Here is a 16,388-nt window from a genome sequence, read left to right on the forward strand (position 1 = left end):
CGGCAGGTACTGGCAAATTAAAGGTGCAGCTGCGTCACCAGCCGGAAGGTAAAAACGGTTCGCCATCTATCGGAAGCGACGATGCGAACCTGGACTTTGTACTAAAAGTGCAATAGATACGGATAGAGAAGTTTTATTTTTTGAGGTTTTCAATGCATGATTTAGAATGCACTGAAAACCTCAATTGCATTTAGGGCAGGTACCCTGGATCAGCAAATTGAAATTCTCTGAATGGTAACCTGCGGGAAGCTGTACTGCCGGAATGTGAAGGTTTTCAAGACAGTTCGTTTCTCCGCATTCAACACATTTAAAGTGAATATGATCGTGGTGGTGCTGCTCTTCGGAACAGCTGTGCGAGCACAATGCATATCTCAGCCCCTCGTCGTCAAGCACTTTATGGATAATCCCCTTTTCAAGGAAAGTTTTTAAAGTCCTGTAAATAGTAACGCGGTCGTAATTTTCGCCCAGCGCACCTTCTAAATCACCGTGGGAAAGCGCATTCTTTTTATTTATAAATGTCGACAGCACATCTTCCCGGCATGTAGTTGTACGCAGGTGATGTACTTTCAGGGTTTCTCTCAACTGGTCCATTCTTTCCACAGTTATTCTTATAAAATCTTGGTACTTGTAAAACCTTTCACTTCAAAGTTAAGTTCTATCACTTACAATTTCCACAAACAACGTAGTGGAACAGAATTTTAACACATATAAAATATTCTGCAACTCTGTTGCAAGTTGACTTTAATGGTCGTATTTTTGCAACATCATTGTATTTAGAAATGAAGTCAGTACACTCACATAACAAAGCCGATTACATAGGAATTCTGGGTTCTGCGCTTTGCATTGTCCATTGTTTACTGGTACCTGCATTGGCGTTTGGCTCTACGGTAGCTACGCACCACGAGCATCATGCAGGCTTGCGCTCGCTTGACTTTCTTTTTATTTTGATCAATGGTGTCGCTGTTTATTACGCCACGCGCAATCATAAATCGCTTCCGCTGAAAATCTTCCTTTGGGGTGCTTTGGTGCTTTTTTCCTTTTCGTTATTGTTTGAAGGAAAGCACGTTGTTTTTTCGTGGTTGGGTTACGCAGGTTCAGCACTTCTGATTATCGGCCACCTGATCAACCTTTACATTTGTCAGATTGCGCCGAGGTTTAAGGTCCGCATTTCCTGACCTACTTATCATATTTTACTTCAAACCGGTCCAGTTCCGGTCTTACCGCCCGTTTTCTTCCAAGCTCATACTCGAAAATCGTTTTCCCCAGGTTCGCCATGAAGGGTAAACCAACCGTCTCATATTCGTATTTATTATCGTTGAAGATCTGGTCTTCATTGCAGTAGATCACGGCGGTGAGCATGAATTCTATTCCCTTTTCGAAATCGGCGATATATGCATTGTCGAGCAAGAAACCGTAGGCATCTCCGCTTTTGTTAAATAACCTGATGTGCCGCGGCAGTCTCGTTTTCGTGGCCCCAAACATCAGGAACTTCACGTAACCATCGTAATAATCGTCAGTATAGTTGGCGGGAAACTCTGTTTCTACCGGGAACTGCGACATATACTGGTATATAAACCGGTAATCATCTTCCGTGAGATCAAATCGCTCTTTCGCAGGAGTTTGTGCGGGGAAGAAGAGCGCTTTCAGCAACTTGTGCTGCTCCTCGAGAGGAAACGCATTTTTGTAGGTAAAATCAAAAGGCTCGTTGATCAATTCACCATTTTTCAAATACCCTTTTCCTTGCAAAATCTGAGAAGTCGCTTTGAGCTCCTTACCTGCATATTTACCGGGCTGCTGGTAAACAACTTTTCCGTCCTTTTCAAAGCGCACAGGATTGGTATACCTGTTTTCTTCCGCATTCATGGGCGATTCGAGCCGATGTACAATGCGTGTATCGGGATAACCTTTCTTGTGCAGGCTGTCATTCAATTCTTCCTGACCTATAAATTCATATAGCCGGTTGAATGCATCGTTGTCACTTGCAAGCAAGATCTTCCTCGCATAATGTGCGACCGAAGGAAGCCCGTTTTCTGCACTGGTATCAGTTAGTACCTGTGTCTGACCTGCCCGGTCAGCGCCGGTGAGCATGGGCGTATACTTATCGATACCGAGCTTGTTCAACTTTTCAAAAGCCAGTGCAACTGCAGGAAGCTTAACGGTACTTGCTGGATAGAAATATTCTTTTCGATTGACCCGATAACCGTGCGTTGTGAAATGCGGCTCGTTTTTCTTGTTCCTGTCAATGCGGGTATACAGGACCTGAACCTGGTACTTATCGGGATTTTTAAGTATTTCAGAAAACCGCTCCGGGTGCTTTTTTAGCAATTTTTCAATGAAACTATCTGCCTGAAATTGGGCGAATGAAGGAGAGGCAAATAGTGTTAAGAGCAAGAAAAGCAATAATTTATAACTCTTTCCGGAAATCATTGGCAAGCCTGGAACACGTATAAAACGAATATACACTTTTTATTTAAAAGGGTCAGTAGAATTATATTTTACTGAAAAAAGGCTTTACCTGTTATCTGTAAACTATGGCGATCAATGGAAGAAAATAAGCTACGCAGCCGCGGCTGGTTCGGGAAATCCGGAAAGGATGGATTTATATACCGCGCCTGGATGAAAAACCAGGGTTACCCGGCCGATGAATTTGAAGGAAGGCCGGTAATTGGCATTTGTAATACATTCTCGGAGCTCACCCCCTGCAACGGACACTTCCGCGAACTGGCAGAAGCTGTAAAACGCGGTGTTTGGGAAGCAGGCGGCTTTCCGCTCGAATTCCCGGTAATGTCCCTCGGCGAAACGCTCATGAAGCCCACCGCCATGCTTTACCGCAACCTGGCTAGTATGGACGTGGAAGAATCGATTCGCGCCAACCCGATCGACGGTGTAGTATTGCTTTGCGGTTGTGACAAAACCACCCCCTCGCTCGTCATGGGCGCAGCGAGCGTGGATATTCCTACGATCGTAGTTTCCGGTGGACCCATGCTCACCGGCAGGTACCGGGGAAAAACCGTCGGTACCAGCGACGTTTGGCGGTTCAGCGAACTTTACCGGAAAGGTGAAATGTCTCAGGAAGAATTCACGACTTCCGAAGCCTGCATGTGCCGCAGCGCGGGGCATTGCGCCGTGATGGGGACTGCCTCTACCATGGCGTGTATGGTAGAGTCGCTAGGATTAACCCTGCCTGAAAACCCAGCTATCCCCGCCGCTGATTCCCGCCGGAAAGTACTGGCGCATCTGTCTGGACGCAGAATTGTGCAAATGGTACACGAGGATTTAAGATTGTCACAAATATTGACCAAAGAAGCATTCGAGAATGCGATCATGATCAATGCGGCGATCGGCGGCTCTACGAACTTTGTGATTCACCTGCTCGCCATCGCCGGCCGGATCGGCGTCGATCTTACACTCGACGATTTCAATGATATCTGCGCGCGTGTTCCGCTTTTGCTCAATCTGCAACCTTCCGGTGGCTATTTCATGGAGGATTTCTACTATGCAGGCGGCTTGCCGGTAGTGATCAAAGAACTGATCGGCAGATTGCATGACGGAGTAATTACCGCCAATGGAAAAACAATGGGCGAAAACTGTGCAGACGCAGAGTGCTTTGACCCCGAAGTAATCGGCACCCTAGCCGAGCCGATCAAAGACCTGACCGGACTCGCAGTTTTGCGCGGTAACCTCTGCGAAAATGGCGCTGTGATCAAACCTTCCGCGTCCTTGAACCCTGATTTAATGCAGCACCGGGGAAAAGCGGTTGTTTTTGAAGATATAGATGATTACAAACACCGGCTCGACGATCCTGACCTGGATGTGGATGAAAATAGCATTCTGGTGCTCAAAAATGTCGGACCAAAGGGTTATCCCGGTATGCCCGAGGTGGGTAATATGTCGCTCCCGAAGAAGCTGCTGGCAAAAGGTGTGATTGACATGGTCCGCATTTCTGACGGACGAATGAGCGGAACCGGTTTTGGAACAGTTGTTTTGCACGTTTCTCCCGAAGCTGCGGTATGTGGTACACTTGCATTGGTGCGCGACGGAGACTACATCGAGCTCGATGTGGCCAACAGAAGATTGAACCTGGAAGTATCACCGGAAGAGCTTGAAGTCAGGCGCCGCGACTGGCAGCCGCTCGATTTGGGTTATAAACGTGGCTATGTAAATCTGCATATCAACCACGTGTTGCAGGCGCACGAAGGTGCGGATCTGGACTTTCTAAAAGGCGGTTCAGGTGATAAGGTGACCAGAGATTCGCATTAAGCAGAATCGTTTTTGAATTTGAGTAAAATGAACAATAGTCTTTTTGAAAATCAGGTTGCGATTGTCACTGGTGCAGGCCAGGGGATCGGGTTTGAAATCGCGCGCCAACTGGCAGTCCAGGGTGCGTGTGTAATTTTGAATGATCATGATAAAGCACTTGCTTCGGAAGCTGCAAATAAAATCCGTAACAAAGGCGGCGAATGCGTCGCCTTTGCCGGAGATGCTTCCAATCCTGAGATCATTGACGCTATGGTTGATGAAGCTGTCAAGTGCTTCGGCAAGCTCACGATGGCAGTAGCCAACGCTGGTATCACCTTATTCGGCGACTTTTTTGAGTATCCTGTGAATGATCTGCGGAGAGTTCTGGAAGTGAATTTGATGGGCTCTTTCCTACTTACACAGGCAGCTGCCCGGCAAATGCGCAAGCAAAAATCAGGAGGCCGCATTTTGTTGATGTCCTCCGTGGTGGGCCACCAGGCGCACCAGTTTTTAGCTGCTTACGCGATGACGAAGGCTGGTTTAGAAATGCTTGCCAAAAACCTGGTGCTGGAACTTTCTCCGTTTGGAATTACAATCAATGCAGTTGCGCCCGGCGCTACTATGACGGAGCGGACCATGGCAGAAGATCCTACTTATCCCAAAATATGGTCGTCGATTACGCCTATGGGGCGGCCTGCTATCTGTGAAGATATTGCTAATGCAGCCTTATTCCTGCTTTCGCCGCATTCAGGACATATCACGGGGCAAAGCATTGTGGTAGATGGTGGGTGGACGTCAGTTAGTCCGTTACCTGATCTAAGTAACCTGGATCCTGTTAAACAATAAATCAGTCTTCCAGATTACCCGAGAATAGCTGCGCTTCCAGGTCTTCAATATTCCCGTCTTTCAAAACAAAGAGCTCTCGCTGACGTACCCTGGAATTGGGGTTTGCCGTCATAAAATTTCTGTATTGTCCGTCAGAAATGAGTTTCAATGCGAGCGCGCGTTTAAGTACCATTGGATAGGGTACTTTGAAATAGCCTGCAATGTCAGAAGCAAGCGAATCCGGGATTTTGTAAATATCATTTCTGAAAAAACTCTCTACTTCCTTGTAAGGCAAGAGCGCCTCGAATATCAGCTGCTCAGAGCGGGCAGCAAGCGAAGTTGTGCTGGAATATAACGTATGCAAACCGAGCGAAACAGTCAGCAAGTGAATATGGTAGTTACGCTCATTGATCTCCGACGCCGCATTTACAAATACCCACCCTTTTTGTCTGTAAATGGCTGAAAATCCTTTGAACGCCGGATCAACTTTATGCAGCTGCGCGATTTTAATTCCCTCAGGATAAGGCAGCTTATGCCCGATCTGATGAACAATATCTTGCGCGTAAGAGATATCTGCCGCCTCTCCGGCAGGCTCGATCATCCAGTCACCATTCACCAGTTCATCAAAAAGCCGGGTACCCAAGCGCTGGCTTTCGACTTGTCCCAGATGCAGGACGATCCGGTTACCACGGACCGAGAAATCTAAGGGAAGCTGATTCTTAGGTTGCCTTTTGCCCATTTGCTGATCTTGTTGAGGTGAGAACTTCAAAGATACACCCTTCCGTTTTTCACTGCAATAACTAAGGTGAATTATCTCCAGTTCAGGGTGTTCAGGAGTTGCAGCATATCTTTTTGCAAGTAGCTGATAATAGGCGCAAGTGAGTCATTTTTTGTTGCGGTTGGGAAGTAAATGGCGCCGCGCAAAAAATGTTTGGTACTATCTGTTGTGTAAAATTGATACGGACTCGGCACATCGCCTTCAATTTTAAACATGATTGCAGTACGACCTGTTTTACTCAAAACCCTTTGCTCCTGAATGGAAGATGCCCGGATCTGGTGTTTTCCGGTCAGCTTGTAGCTGTCGTCAATGTAGGATTTCAATTTGCCCGGATCGCCTGCTATCGATTTGTAAGTCAGCTGAATGTTTGCATTTAAAGTCGGGTAATTAATAAAAATCCAGTCCTTCTCGGCAGTTGAAAAAGTATCGGGTTTTACTTCTGCAAATTTTGAATATTGAAAAGTATATGGATGCGGCTCCATCAATTGCCTATACTGATGCGCAGGCAGCTCAATGCGGTTAAAACCCTTTGGTTTTGGTGCAAAAGCGGATTGCTGCTCCTTGCCGCAGGATACCAGAAAGACGCCTAGTGCGAATGCAAAAAGAATTACTAACTGCTTTAACATAAAAGTCTGACCATGCTGATGCGCAAAGCTAACGAAAACGGGGTTACATTATTTTCAAAGCTGCCGGGCAAACAAAAAGCGAAACCAATTTGCGGTCTCGCTTTTGTTTCGGAGTTACTCTACCGTAACTGACTTGGCCAGGTTTCGCGGCTGATCTACATTCCTGCCGCGCATGACGGCAATGTAGTAGGATAACAGCTGCAATGGAATCACAGAGACAAGCGGCGTAAGTATCTCGTGCGTTTCCGGCACTTCAATCACAAAATCAACCATTCCCGGAATGAGGGTATCGCCCTCGGTAACAATCGCGATCACCCGGCCTTTCCGCGCCTTTACCTCCTGAATATTGGATACGATCTTTTCGTAGGAGCTGTCTTTGGTTGCCAAAAACACAACGGGCATATCCTCGTCGATCAATGCAATTGGCCCGTGTTTCATTTCGGCAGCAGGGTAACCTTCCGCGTGGATGTAAGAAATTTCTTTCAGTTTAAGCGCACCTTCGAGTGCCACCGGAAAGTTCAAGCCGCGGCCTAAGTAAATGAAGTTGCGTGCATAGGTGAACATAAATGCGATTTCTTTGATTTTCGAAGCGTTTTCAAACACCCGCTCCACTTTCTGAGGAATGTTTTCGACCTCGATCAACAATTGTTGAAACGCCTCTTCCGAGATCGTACCCTTTCTTTTGGCGGTAGCCAGAGCGATCAATGTAAGTACCGTTACTTGTGCCGTAAACGCTTTGGTACTCGCAACGCCAATTTCCGGCCCTGCGTGGGTATAGGCGCCTGCATGCGTAGCCCTAGCAATCGACGAGCCCACCACATTACAAACACCGAAGATCGTAGCTCCTTTGGACTTAGCTAACTCAATCGCAGCCAGCGTGTCGGCAGTTTCGCCGGATTGGGAAATAGCAATTACAATGTCATTATTTTTAATCACCGGATTCCTGTACCGGAACTCGGAAGCATATTCCACTTCCACATTGATCCGTGCGAGCTCCTCGAAAAGGTACTCAGCTACCAGCCCGGCGTGCCAGGAAGTGCCGCAGGCCACGATCACGATGCGCTCCGCTCCTGCCAGCTTATCAAGATGGTTACTCAATCCGCCAAGCTGCAAATGTGCGTCGCTGGCACGCAGTCTGCCCCGCATACTGTCCGCAATGGAACGTGGCTGTTCGAAGATTTCTTTAATCATGAAATGGTCGTAGCCGCCTTTTTCGATGGCTTCAAGCTCCATTTCCAGCTTCTGGATGTAGGGTATTGTTTCAGTATTGTCGAGATTTTGGATGCTCAGCTTTCCGTCACGCACTACCGCAACCTCATAGTCGTCGAGATAAACCACATTTTTAGTATAAGCTATAATGGGCGTTGCGTCCGAAGCAAAGAAATATTCCTCCTCCCCTATTCCAATCACCAGCGGGCTGCCTTTCCGCGCAGCGATCAATTGTCCGGGCTGATCCACCGACATAACAACAATAGCATACGCTCCTACTACTTCTTTGAGCGCCAGCTTTACGGCAGATTCAAGCGAGTCCCCGGTTTCAGACTGTATATCCTCGATGAAATGAATGAGAACTTCCGTATCCGTTTCGCTCTGGAATGTGTGTCCCTTACTGATTAGGTTTTGCTTGATTGCAGCGTAGTTTTCAATGATCCCGTTATGAACAATAGCAAGCTTGCGGTTATTGGAAAAATGCGGGTGTGCGTTCACATCGTTAGGTTCTCCGTGGGTGGCCCAGCGGGTATGCCCTATCCCGATAGTCGCATTCAGGTCTTTGCCTGCCAACCCGGCTTCCAGTTCGGAGACTTTTCCTTTCTTCTTGTAAATATTCAATTCGCCACTTTCAAGCAATGCAACACCAGAGCTGTCGTAGCCGCGGTATTCCAGTCTTTTAAGGCCATTCAAGATCAGGGAATAAGCTTCCTTATTTCCAACATAAGCCACAATTCCACACATAGTTTTCTCCTTTTTTGGTTAAAGTGTATGTCAACTTGGAGCGCAAATAAAGAGCAATACACCTTTCCTAACAAGCTTATTTTAAGTTAAATACTAGAAATTATCCAATTTAAACGGAGTGCTCGAACACATTAAAACATTGGAGAAACGATATAGTAAGGCACAAAAAAACCGGCAATCAGAAAATTGCCGGTTTCAGTGACTGTTATATGCTAATTAGCTCATCAAATCAGTATACAAGTTGTAGTACGATTCAGAGAAGTTTTCATCCTGCTCGTTCAGCTCTACACGTTTCGGTGCATTGTTGAAGATTTCGTTCAAACTTTCGCTGCAGCTATCGTCTGCTTTCAGAACTGCGTCCGCATAGGCACAGCCGATTTTCACGAATCCTTCAAAATCAGCCGAATGTAAATGGGCCAAAGCCTCGTCACTTACATCCATTGCTTTTGCTTTGCTCTGCAAATCTGCATCAAACTTGTAATCAAAAGCATTGTTGTGTACTGTAAACACACTTTTCGTATCCTTAAACATTGGATCGTTGCGGTAAGTGGTTTTCAAGTACAGCGGGATCAGGGCGGTCATCCAGTCGTTACAGTGCACCACATCCGGTGCCCAGCCCAATTTTTTTACTGTTTCTAAAACACCCTTGCAAAAGAAAATTGCGCGCTCGTCATTGTCATCGAAAAAGTTGTTCTCTTTGTCAAAGAACACAGATTTGCGGTGAAAATAATCATCATTGTCAATGAAATACACCTGCAACTTCGCATTAGGAATTGAGGCAACTTTGATGATCAGTGGCTTTTCTTCATCTCCTACGGTAATGTTTATTCCTGACAGTCGAACTACTTCATGAAGCCGGTTTTTGCGTTCGTTGATAAGACCAAATCGCGGAACTAGAATCCTGATTTCTGCACCTCTTTCCTGCATTGCCTGTGGGAGCTTTCTTACGTAATCGGCAACGTCAGTGGTCTGGAGGAAAGGATTGATTTCACTGGCTACATATAAAATTCGTAGTTTCTCCATAGATCTTTTTGGCAGTTTGTGAAAAAAAGTTTTGCAAAATTATACAAAAAAAATCGCATTTTCAAAAGATATTCCAAACTAATTGTCATATTGCGCTCAGTTTGGGAAGTCTGTTTCCAAATATTTCGCTTTCTCACTTCCGGTTCTATTCTGAGTTATAAAGCACTTAGACAAGCAGGGTTACTCCCTCCGAATTTCAGTTTTCCATGGAAGTATTTACTTCGATCCCCAACCTCAGAAAGTACCTCGCTCAGCAAGTTCATCAACAGCAAAAAATAGGGTTTGTTCCTACAATGGGGGCTTTGCACAAAGGTCATATTTCATTGATAAAGGCTTCAAAGGCCGATAATGATGTGACAGTCTGCAGCATCTTTGTCAACCCTACCCAATTCAACAATCCCGAAGACCTTCTAAAATACCCGCGGACATTGGAAGCCGATTGCGCAATGCTTGAAGCAGCGGGCTGTGACGTTGTATTTGCTCCGTCCGCAGATGAAATGTATCCTGATCAACCTTTACTGAAATTCGATTTCGGTGCATTGGAAACGGTCATGGAAGGCGCTTCGCGGCCCGGTCACTTCAATGGCGTCGGGATTGTAGTTTCAAAGCTCTTTCATATAGTAAAACCAAATCGCGCCTATTTCGGACAAAAGGATTTACAGCAGGTCGCAGTGGTAAGCAGGATGGTGGCGGATCTGAGTTTTGATCTTGAACTTGTAATAGCGCCTACTGTCCGGGAAGCCGACGGACTGGCAATGTCGTCACGCAACCGCAGGCTGAATGAAGAAGAAAGGCACATTGCCCCGCACATTTTCCGGATCATGGAATCAGCAAAGAACGAGCTGCTGCAAGGTGCAAGTGTTGATAAGGTTATTAAAGAAGCAAAAAACGAATTCGCCGCAGTCGCAGCATTCAAGCTGGATTATTTTGAAATAGTAAATCTTTCCGACTTACAGTCGATTGATATGATTGGTGCCGAAGGAAGTAATGCGATTTGTGTAGCGGTGTTTTTGGGGCCTGTGAGGTTGATTGATAATTTAGTGTTTTGAGTTGTCACCCTGAGCGCAGTCGAAGGGGCGCTACCGCCTGGGAGTAGCGCCCTTCGACTGCGCTCAGGGTGACAAGAAATTCTTAGCTTCCCAGCTTCCAGTCACCTCTGTACTGACGCTTCACGAATTGATTTGCCTCGTCGAAGTTAGTAACCTTCATATTGGTACCATCCCATAGCAGCTTTTTGCGACCTGGGTAGTCGAAACCTTTTCCGTCTGCTTTCGCCTTGCGCAGGTTGTAGCTGCGGATACCAAGGTTACCCATGATAACCGTTTCCGTTAATGGACCTGCGTAGTCGAATGACGAGGTAAGCGCCTTGTGTTCCTTGCTGTTAAAACCTGCTTTACATGCATCAGACCAGGAAACGTGGTGACCGAACTCCGGCATTGTTGTGTATTTGTTTCCAAAATCACCCTGCTTGTATTGCAGCTTGGTTCCATCTTTGAGATACACTTTTGGATCGATACCGTAAGTACCGCAGGTCATAACACCTTTTTCACCAATCAACAAAACTCCATTGCTACTATCCGGCTCGCCGAGCGGATCGTTGGCAGGGATCAGATCCGGGTGGAATGGGCGCAAACCGCCGTCGTGCCAGGTCAGTGTTACTTCCGATTTATTTACCTTGTTGGCAGGAAATTTCAATTGTACCCTTGAAGATGGCGGGCAGCCTTCGGGAATGTATTCCGGTGTCCAGTCTTTGATAAATACCTGACCTACGCTGCATTCCAGCTCGGTTGGATAGCCTAATCCCAAAGTACGGAAGGCAGGGTCAATCAGGTGACATCCCATGTCGCCCAATGCACCTGTACCAAAGTTCCACCAGCCTCTCCATTTGAATGGGTGCCAGGCCGGATTGTAGTCAACCCACTCCGCGCAGCCTACCCACAGTTCCCAATCAATATCAGCAGGCACCGGAAACTTTTCAGTTGGTACCGGGATACCCTGTGGCCACACGGGACGGTTTGTCCATACGTGCGCTTCGTGTACATTTCCGATCAAACCTTTGTTAAACCATTCTTTCATCTGGTTTTGCGCAGGGTTGGAAGCGCCCTGGTTTCCCATTTGGGTCACCACCTTATATTTCCGCGCAGCTTCGGTGAGCATACGTGCCTCGTAAATATCGTGCGTCAACGGTTTCTGAACGTAAACGTGCTTGCCTCTCTGCATAGCCGCCATGGCGATAATAGCGTGCATGTGGTCGGTGGTGGAAACAGTTACCGCGTCGATATCTTTTCCCATCTCATCGAACATCTTCCGGAAATCCTTGTACTTCTTGGCGGTCGGGTGCAGTTCGAAGTTCTTTTTCGCTTGCCCCCAGTCCACGTCGCACAATGCTACCAGGTTTTCGGCTCCTTTATTCCACGCATTATTCGTGTCCGAAAACCCTTTTCCGCCGACACCTATTCCAGCTATATTCAATTTGTCACTCGGGGCCCGGTAGCCTCTACCCAAAACATGTCGCGGGACTATAAAAAAGCTACCAATTGCTGCTGCCGTAGTCTTTTGCAAAAAGTCCCGGCGGTTTACATCTTTTGGTTTATTTTCTGTACTCATCGGTTATTTAGAATAAAAAGGTGATAATATAGGTAAAGCAGGAGGCTTCTGAATATTACTTCACCCCCCGAAAAAAAGGCGCATTCAAATGAGTAGAATCCGGCACGACCCGGGTGGAACCGTAAAGCAGGCCCGTATGTTTTGAGGACTGGGCATTATTCCTGTAACTTTGGGCAGTAATGCATTCTTTTTATCTCGACTTATAATACCGGGTAATGCAAATAACAGTAATGAAATCCAAGATTCACCGCGTTAAGGTGACTCAGGCAGAATTGAATTATGTGGGCAGTATCACCATCGACGAAGACCTGATCGATGCAGCCGGATTAATTGAAAATGAGCAGGTTCACATTGTAAATAATAACAATGGAGAACGTTTTGTAACCTACGTAATCAAGGGGGAAAGAGGCTCAGGTATGATTTGCCTGAATGGAGCAGCCGCGCGCCGCGTGCAGATTGGAGATATCATTATCATTATTGCTTACGGATCAATGAGCCAGGAAGAGGCCAAAACCTTCAAGCCGATGATCGTCTTTCCCGACCACAATAACCACCTGGTGAGCTGATCAACTCCCAGCACCACATAAACAGCAGCTATGAAAAATGTTTTACGTTACACCATTTCGCTGGTCTTGGCCGGCGGATTGATCTGGTTTGTATTTAAAGATATTAATTTGGCTGAAATGCTGGACCGGTTTGCCAAATCTGACTGGCGCTGGATCGCAGTTTCCTGCTTTTTTCTTCTTTGCGCCCATATTACCCGCGCCTGGCGATGGAGTATGTTAATGGAGCCGCTTGGCCACAAACCTGGCATTGTCAACAGCTCGGTGTCTGTTTTAACAGGTTATTTTGCCAATTATATTGTTCCGCGAATGGGAGAGGTAACCCGCTGCGGAACATTATACCGGCTTGAACGTATACCTGTAAACCTCAGCTTTGGTACCGTAGTAGCCGAGCGCATTTTCGACGTAGTTATCCTGGTTCTACTGATCGGCCTGAACTTCATTTTGGAGTTCGACCGGCTGAGTACTTTCTTCACCGATTTTTTCCAGAGCAAAGTAGCAGGCGGAAGCGGCGGCGGGTCGGGAAGTGGAATGTTGTTAGGGATTTTGATCGGCGGATTGGTACTGGTTGTTGCACTGGCAATTTATCTTTATAAAAATCTGACTCTCAGATCGAAGCTTCAACAGAATGCATTGGTCGCTAAAATTGTCCAGTTTGCACAAGGTATGCTCGAAGGTTTGCTGAGTATCCGCAAGCTACGCAATCCCGGACTGTTCATTTTGAGTACATTGTTAATCTGGGTACTTTACTACTTCGTTTCGTACGTTCTTTTCTTCTGCATTCCCGAAACTTCAGACCTCGGTCCGCTCGCCGGATTAACGCTCCTGGTAGTAGGTGCAATCGGAATGACCGCTCCTACACAAGGCGGCATTGGCGCTTATCACCTGCTTGTGGGCAATGTGATGATCCTTTACGGACTGTCGCAAAGTGACGGAATTACGCTCGCTACCTTCATTCACGGCGCACAAATGCTCTTCATGCTGGCAGCAGGCGCATTGGCATTCCTTTTTGTTTTGTTAAAAAATAATAAAACAGTAGATGAGCCTGAGCAGGTGTCGGCTTGATTCAATGATTGAATGATTAAATGATTAAATGACTGAATGAGTGAATGAGTGAATGAGTGAGTGAGTGCTACTAACTGGCTTAATGGCTCTCTGACCTAGCGAACAACAACACTCCCAATAGTCTTGGATAATGTAAAATCAGTATGATGATTGTACATTCATTTTCCGGCATTAACACCTTTTATACCCTATGAACCTTACTGAAAGCAAAATCCTGAGACTGGAAGAAGCAATTCCAACCGTAGAATCATGGCAGCGTGCCGGACAGAAAGTAGTTTTCACCAACGGTTGTTTCGACATTGTGCATCTGGGACATATTGATTATCTGGAAAAGGCACAGGCGCTGGGCGACAGGTTGGTACTCGGCCTGAACACAGATGCGTCGGTAAGTAGACTAAAAGGTCCGTTGCGGCCAGTTGTAAATGAATACGCGCGGGCCAGGTTAATGGCCGCACTCTCATTTGTTGATGCTGTCATTTTGTTCGACGAACCGACGCCTAGTCAGTTAATTGAGGCTGTAAAACCTGACATTTTGGTAAAAGGGGACGATTATACCGTTGAAACCATTGCTGGCGCGGATTTTGTTTTAGCTAACGGAGGTGAGGTAAAAACAATAGCGCTTGTAAAAGGCTACTCAACTACCGCGCTGATAGAGAAAATAAAACAAGGATATAAATAGGAAAAGCTATGATGGGTGCATATGTAATCGGTATTGTTGTAATGCTTGTAAGCTTGTACGTCCAGTGGAAGCTAAAAAGCAAATTTGAAGAATACTCGCAGGTAGGGTTAAGTAACGGAATGAGCGGAAAGGAAATCGCTGAAACCATGCTGCGTGAAAGTGGTATCTACGATGTTCGGGTATTATCTGTAGAAGGAAAGCTCACAGACCACTATAACCCTCAGGACAAAACAGTTAACCTGAGTCCGGATGTATTTTACGGACGGAGTGTGGCTGCCGCGGCAGTAGCTTCCCACGAATGCGGGCACGCGGTGCAACACGCAACTTCGTATAAATGGTTGCAGTTCCGCTCGCAAATGGTACCGTTCCTGAGTATTGCGTCGAGATATATGCAATGGGTTATACTAATCGGTATTGTGCTTATTAACACGACAGTTCTTCCATTGACAATTGGTGTTGCGTTGTTTGCTGCAACTACACTTTTCAGCTTTATCACCTTGCCGGTGGAATATGATGCAAGTAACCGCGCTTTGGCCTGGATACAGAAAAACAGGATTGTTACAGAAAGAGAATATGTACTATCCGCTGACGCATTGAAATGGGCTGCAAGAACGTATCTCGTTGCAGCAATCGGTTCTCTGGCTACGTTGCTTTACTATGTGAGCTTACTAATGGGGCGCAGGGACTGATTGCAGTAATTAGTTGATCTGAGCTTCTTTTTGTCATCCTGAGCGCAGTCGAAGGAAGGGTGTACAATTCCCCTTCGACTGCGCTCGGGGTGACAATGCAGATATAAATACCTCAATTTTTCAGGCTGGGAAACTTCGTTTCCCAGCCTTTTTCATTTCTTCTTCTGGTTCCAATACACAACCACATTGTGTGTGGCGCGGCCGGAGGCTACTATATCCAGGTCGCCGTCGCCGTCGAGGTCGGTAGCCAGCAGATCTTCGCAGGCTATTTTGATTTTTTCGTCTAACGTGTATTCCTGCCACTTTTTACCTTCCGGATCAGATCCTACAAAAATCCGTACACCTGTTTCACCCAGCACATTCGGGTTACGCCAGCCCATCACTACCTGGTCGCGGCCCTGTCCGAAGAAATCGCCGCAAGCCAGTGCGTGTCCTTCCTTGATCTTGTCTGTAAGTACAGTCCGATTATCTTTCGAATACACAACCAGCAAACTCCCGTGCATGGGTTCGATCGTTGCCGTGAATAGCTGATTTTTACCCAGGCTGCCTGTCCGAATCTCTCCTACCCCCTGATCCGCAACCATCCAGTTACCCGAAGGCGCCCAGCCGTCAGCTCCATTTAAAAACACCTGAACACCTTCTTTACCCGCAACCGAAAGGCCCAGAATGCGGCCGGGCACCTCCATTGGATGCATATTATGGGTCATATGCATGTTGGTTTCCAGTAAATCAAAACCCCAGATCCCATTTCTGTTTTCAGGAACATCGAACAATATCATTTTGACCCCGGCCCCTACTCCACCTGCATTACCTTCTCCGTGCAGCGGCAAAACAGCCAGCTGAAAATCTCCGTCGGCTTTTTTTACCCACTGCATCCGGTGAATGGTAACTTCATGGTGCAAACGGATTGGCTCCCACATTTGAGTCCGGTCTTCTGGTGCGGACAAGTAGAAAACCGCGCCCGATTCTCTCAGGTTCTTTGTCTCAGAAGGATTCCATTGCGCCCCTACGGCCACCTCCACTTTCCCGTCACCATCAATATCCCTGGCAGCAATGCATACATTATCCTGCTCGGTCAGATCTTTGGCAATCACGTATTTAGACCAGCTACCTTCTTTCTTACCAGGATTTTTGTACCAGACAATTTCCTTTTTATCAGCCAGCAAAATGTCTGTTTTTCCATCCCCGTCCACGTCGCCGGCCGCTACTCCGTACCCAATGCTTATTTTATCATCGATAACCTGCCCATTGAATGTAGCAGTCTGTGAAAATGCGTTTGCGCTATTCAGTAAAGTTGCCCAGACCAGTAGTTGTTTCTTCATCATTTTTCAAAATAATCCA

General features: G+C 46.6%; 16 protein-coding genes. 8 read left to right on the forward strand and 8 right to left on the reverse strand.

Annotated elements, in window-relative coordinates; translation table 11 throughout:
* Positions 1-180: 180 nt before the first annotated feature.
* Positions 181-591 carry a Fur family transcriptional regulator gene (locus tag ACTIE6_RS08275; RefSeq protein WP_056280590.1) on the reverse strand — a complete coding sequence of 137 codons (411 nt, stop codon included), beginning with the start codon at positions 589-591 and terminating at the stop codon, positions 181-183.
* A 188-nt stretch (positions 592-779) separates the two neighbouring features.
* Between ACTIE6_RS08275 and ACTIE6_RS08280 the strand changes: the two genes are divergently transcribed.
* Positions 780-1,175, forward strand: coding sequence for a MerC domain-containing protein (locus ACTIE6_RS08280; RefSeq protein ID WP_439556186.1), 396 nt, complete (start codon positions 780-782; stop codon positions 1,173-1,175).
* Position 1,176: 1 nt separating this feature from the next.
* Here the strand turns inward: ACTIE6_RS08280 and ACTIE6_RS08285 are convergent, their stop codons facing one another.
* Positions 1,177-2,391 (reverse strand): serine hydrolase, encoded by a 1,215-nt coding sequence (locus ACTIE6_RS08285; protein WP_439556187.1) that lies wholly within the window; start codon positions 2,389-2,391, stop codon positions 1,177-1,179.
* 150 nt (positions 2,392-2,541) lie between these two features.
* On the opposite strand from ACTIE6_RS08285, the gene ACTIE6_RS08290 reads away from it, so the two are divergent.
* Together ACTIE6_RS08290 and ACTIE6_RS08295 are read left to right on the forward strand one after the other, a co-directional pair.
* The gene (locus ACTIE6_RS08290) at positions 2,542-4,260 is read left to right on the forward strand and encodes an IlvD/Edd family dehydratase (protein ID WP_439556188.1); all 1,719 of its coding nucleotides are present in this window, start codon (positions 2,542-2,544) and stop codon (positions 4,258-4,260) included.
* A 27-nt stretch (positions 4,261-4,287) separates the two neighbouring features.
* Positions 4,288-5,085: an SDR family NAD(P)-dependent oxidoreductase gene (locus ACTIE6_RS08295; RefSeq protein WP_439556189.1), complete on the forward strand. Its 798-nt coding sequence runs from the start codon at positions 4,288-4,290 to the stop codon at positions 5,083-5,085.
* Between the two features lies 1 nt (position 5,086).
* On the opposite strand, the gene ACTIE6_RS08300 is transcribed toward ACTIE6_RS08295, so the two are convergent.
* From ACTIE6_RS08300 to ACTIE6_RS08315, 4 genes are all read right to left on the reverse strand, one after another.
* Positions 5,087-5,803 carry a hypothetical protein gene (locus ACTIE6_RS08300; RefSeq protein ID WP_439556190.1) on the reverse strand — a complete coding sequence of 239 codons (717 nt, stop codon included), beginning with the start codon at positions 5,801-5,803 and terminating at the stop codon, positions 5,087-5,089.
* 71 nt (positions 5,804-5,874) lie between these two features.
* Positions 5,875-6,468: a gliding motility lipoprotein GldD gene (gene gldD / locus ACTIE6_RS08305; RefSeq protein ID WP_439556191.1), complete on the reverse strand. Its 594-nt coding sequence runs from the start codon at positions 6,466-6,468 to the stop codon at positions 5,875-5,877.
* A gap of 114 nt (positions 6,469-6,582) precedes the next feature.
* Positions 6,583-8,421, reverse strand: coding sequence for a glutamine--fructose-6-phosphate transaminase (isomerizing) (glmS, locus tag ACTIE6_RS08310; RefSeq protein WP_439556192.1), 1,839 nt, complete (start codon positions 8,419-8,421; stop codon positions 6,583-6,585).
* Between the two features lie 216 nt (positions 8,422-8,637).
* Positions 8,638-9,444 (reverse strand): glycogen/starch synthase, encoded by an 807-nt coding sequence (locus ACTIE6_RS08315; RefSeq protein WP_031526366.1) that lies wholly within the window; start codon positions 9,442-9,444, stop codon positions 8,638-8,640.
* 206 nt (positions 9,445-9,650) lie between these two features.
* Between ACTIE6_RS08315 and panC the strand changes: the two genes are divergently transcribed.
* Positions 9,651-10,493, forward strand: coding sequence for a pantoate--beta-alanine ligase (panC, locus tag ACTIE6_RS08320; protein ID WP_439556193.1), 843 nt, complete (start codon positions 9,651-9,653; stop codon positions 10,491-10,493).
* An 82-nt stretch (positions 10,494-10,575) separates the two neighbouring features.
* On the opposite strand, the gene ACTIE6_RS08325 is transcribed toward panC, so the two are convergent.
* A complete protein-coding gene (locus ACTIE6_RS08325; RefSeq protein WP_439556194.1) occupies positions 10,576-12,051 on the reverse strand; it encodes a Gfo/Idh/MocA family protein in 1,476 nt (491 codons plus the stop codon).
* Positions 12,052-12,266: 215 nt separating this feature from the next.
* On the opposite strand from ACTIE6_RS08325, the gene panD reads away from it, so the two are divergent.
* The 4 genes from panD to ACTIE6_RS08345 all read left to right on the forward strand — a co-directional run bounded on the left by panD (position 12,267) and on the right by ACTIE6_RS08345 (position 15,047).
* Positions 12,267-12,617, forward strand: a complete 351-nt coding sequence (gene panD, locus ACTIE6_RS08330) for an aspartate 1-decarboxylase (protein ID WP_031526370.1) — start codon at positions 12,267-12,269, stop codon at positions 12,615-12,617.
* A 30-nt stretch (positions 12,618-12,647) separates the two neighbouring features.
* Positions 12,648-13,679: a lysylphosphatidylglycerol synthase transmembrane domain-containing protein gene (locus ACTIE6_RS08335; protein WP_439556195.1), complete on the forward strand. Its 1,032-nt coding sequence runs from the start codon at positions 12,648-12,650 to the stop codon at positions 13,677-13,679.
* Positions 13,680-13,869: 190 nt separating this feature from the next.
* Positions 13,870-14,358 (forward strand): D-glycero-beta-D-manno-heptose 1-phosphate adenylyltransferase, encoded by a 489-nt coding sequence (gene rfaE2 / locus ACTIE6_RS08340; RefSeq protein WP_439556196.1) that lies wholly within the window; start codon positions 13,870-13,872, stop codon positions 14,356-14,358.
* 8 nt (positions 14,359-14,366) lie between these two features.
* Entirely contained in the window at positions 14,367-15,047 is a 681-nt protein-coding gene (locus ACTIE6_RS08345) for a zinc metallopeptidase (protein WP_439556197.1), read from the forward strand.
* A gap of 152 nt (positions 15,048-15,199) precedes the next feature.
* On the opposite strand, the gene ACTIE6_RS08350 is transcribed toward ACTIE6_RS08345, so the two are convergent.
* Entirely contained in the window at positions 15,200-16,369 is a 1,170-nt protein-coding gene (locus tag ACTIE6_RS08350; protein WP_439556209.1) for an FG-GAP repeat domain-containing protein, read from the reverse strand.
* Between the last annotated feature and the right edge of the window lie 19 nt (positions 16,370-16,388).

Origin of the sequence: Dyadobacter sp. (genome assembly GCF_051859145.1) — a bacterium.
In the GTDB taxonomy this organism is placed as follows: Bacteria; Bacteroidota; Bacteroidia; order Cytophagales; family Spirosomataceae; genus Dyadobacter.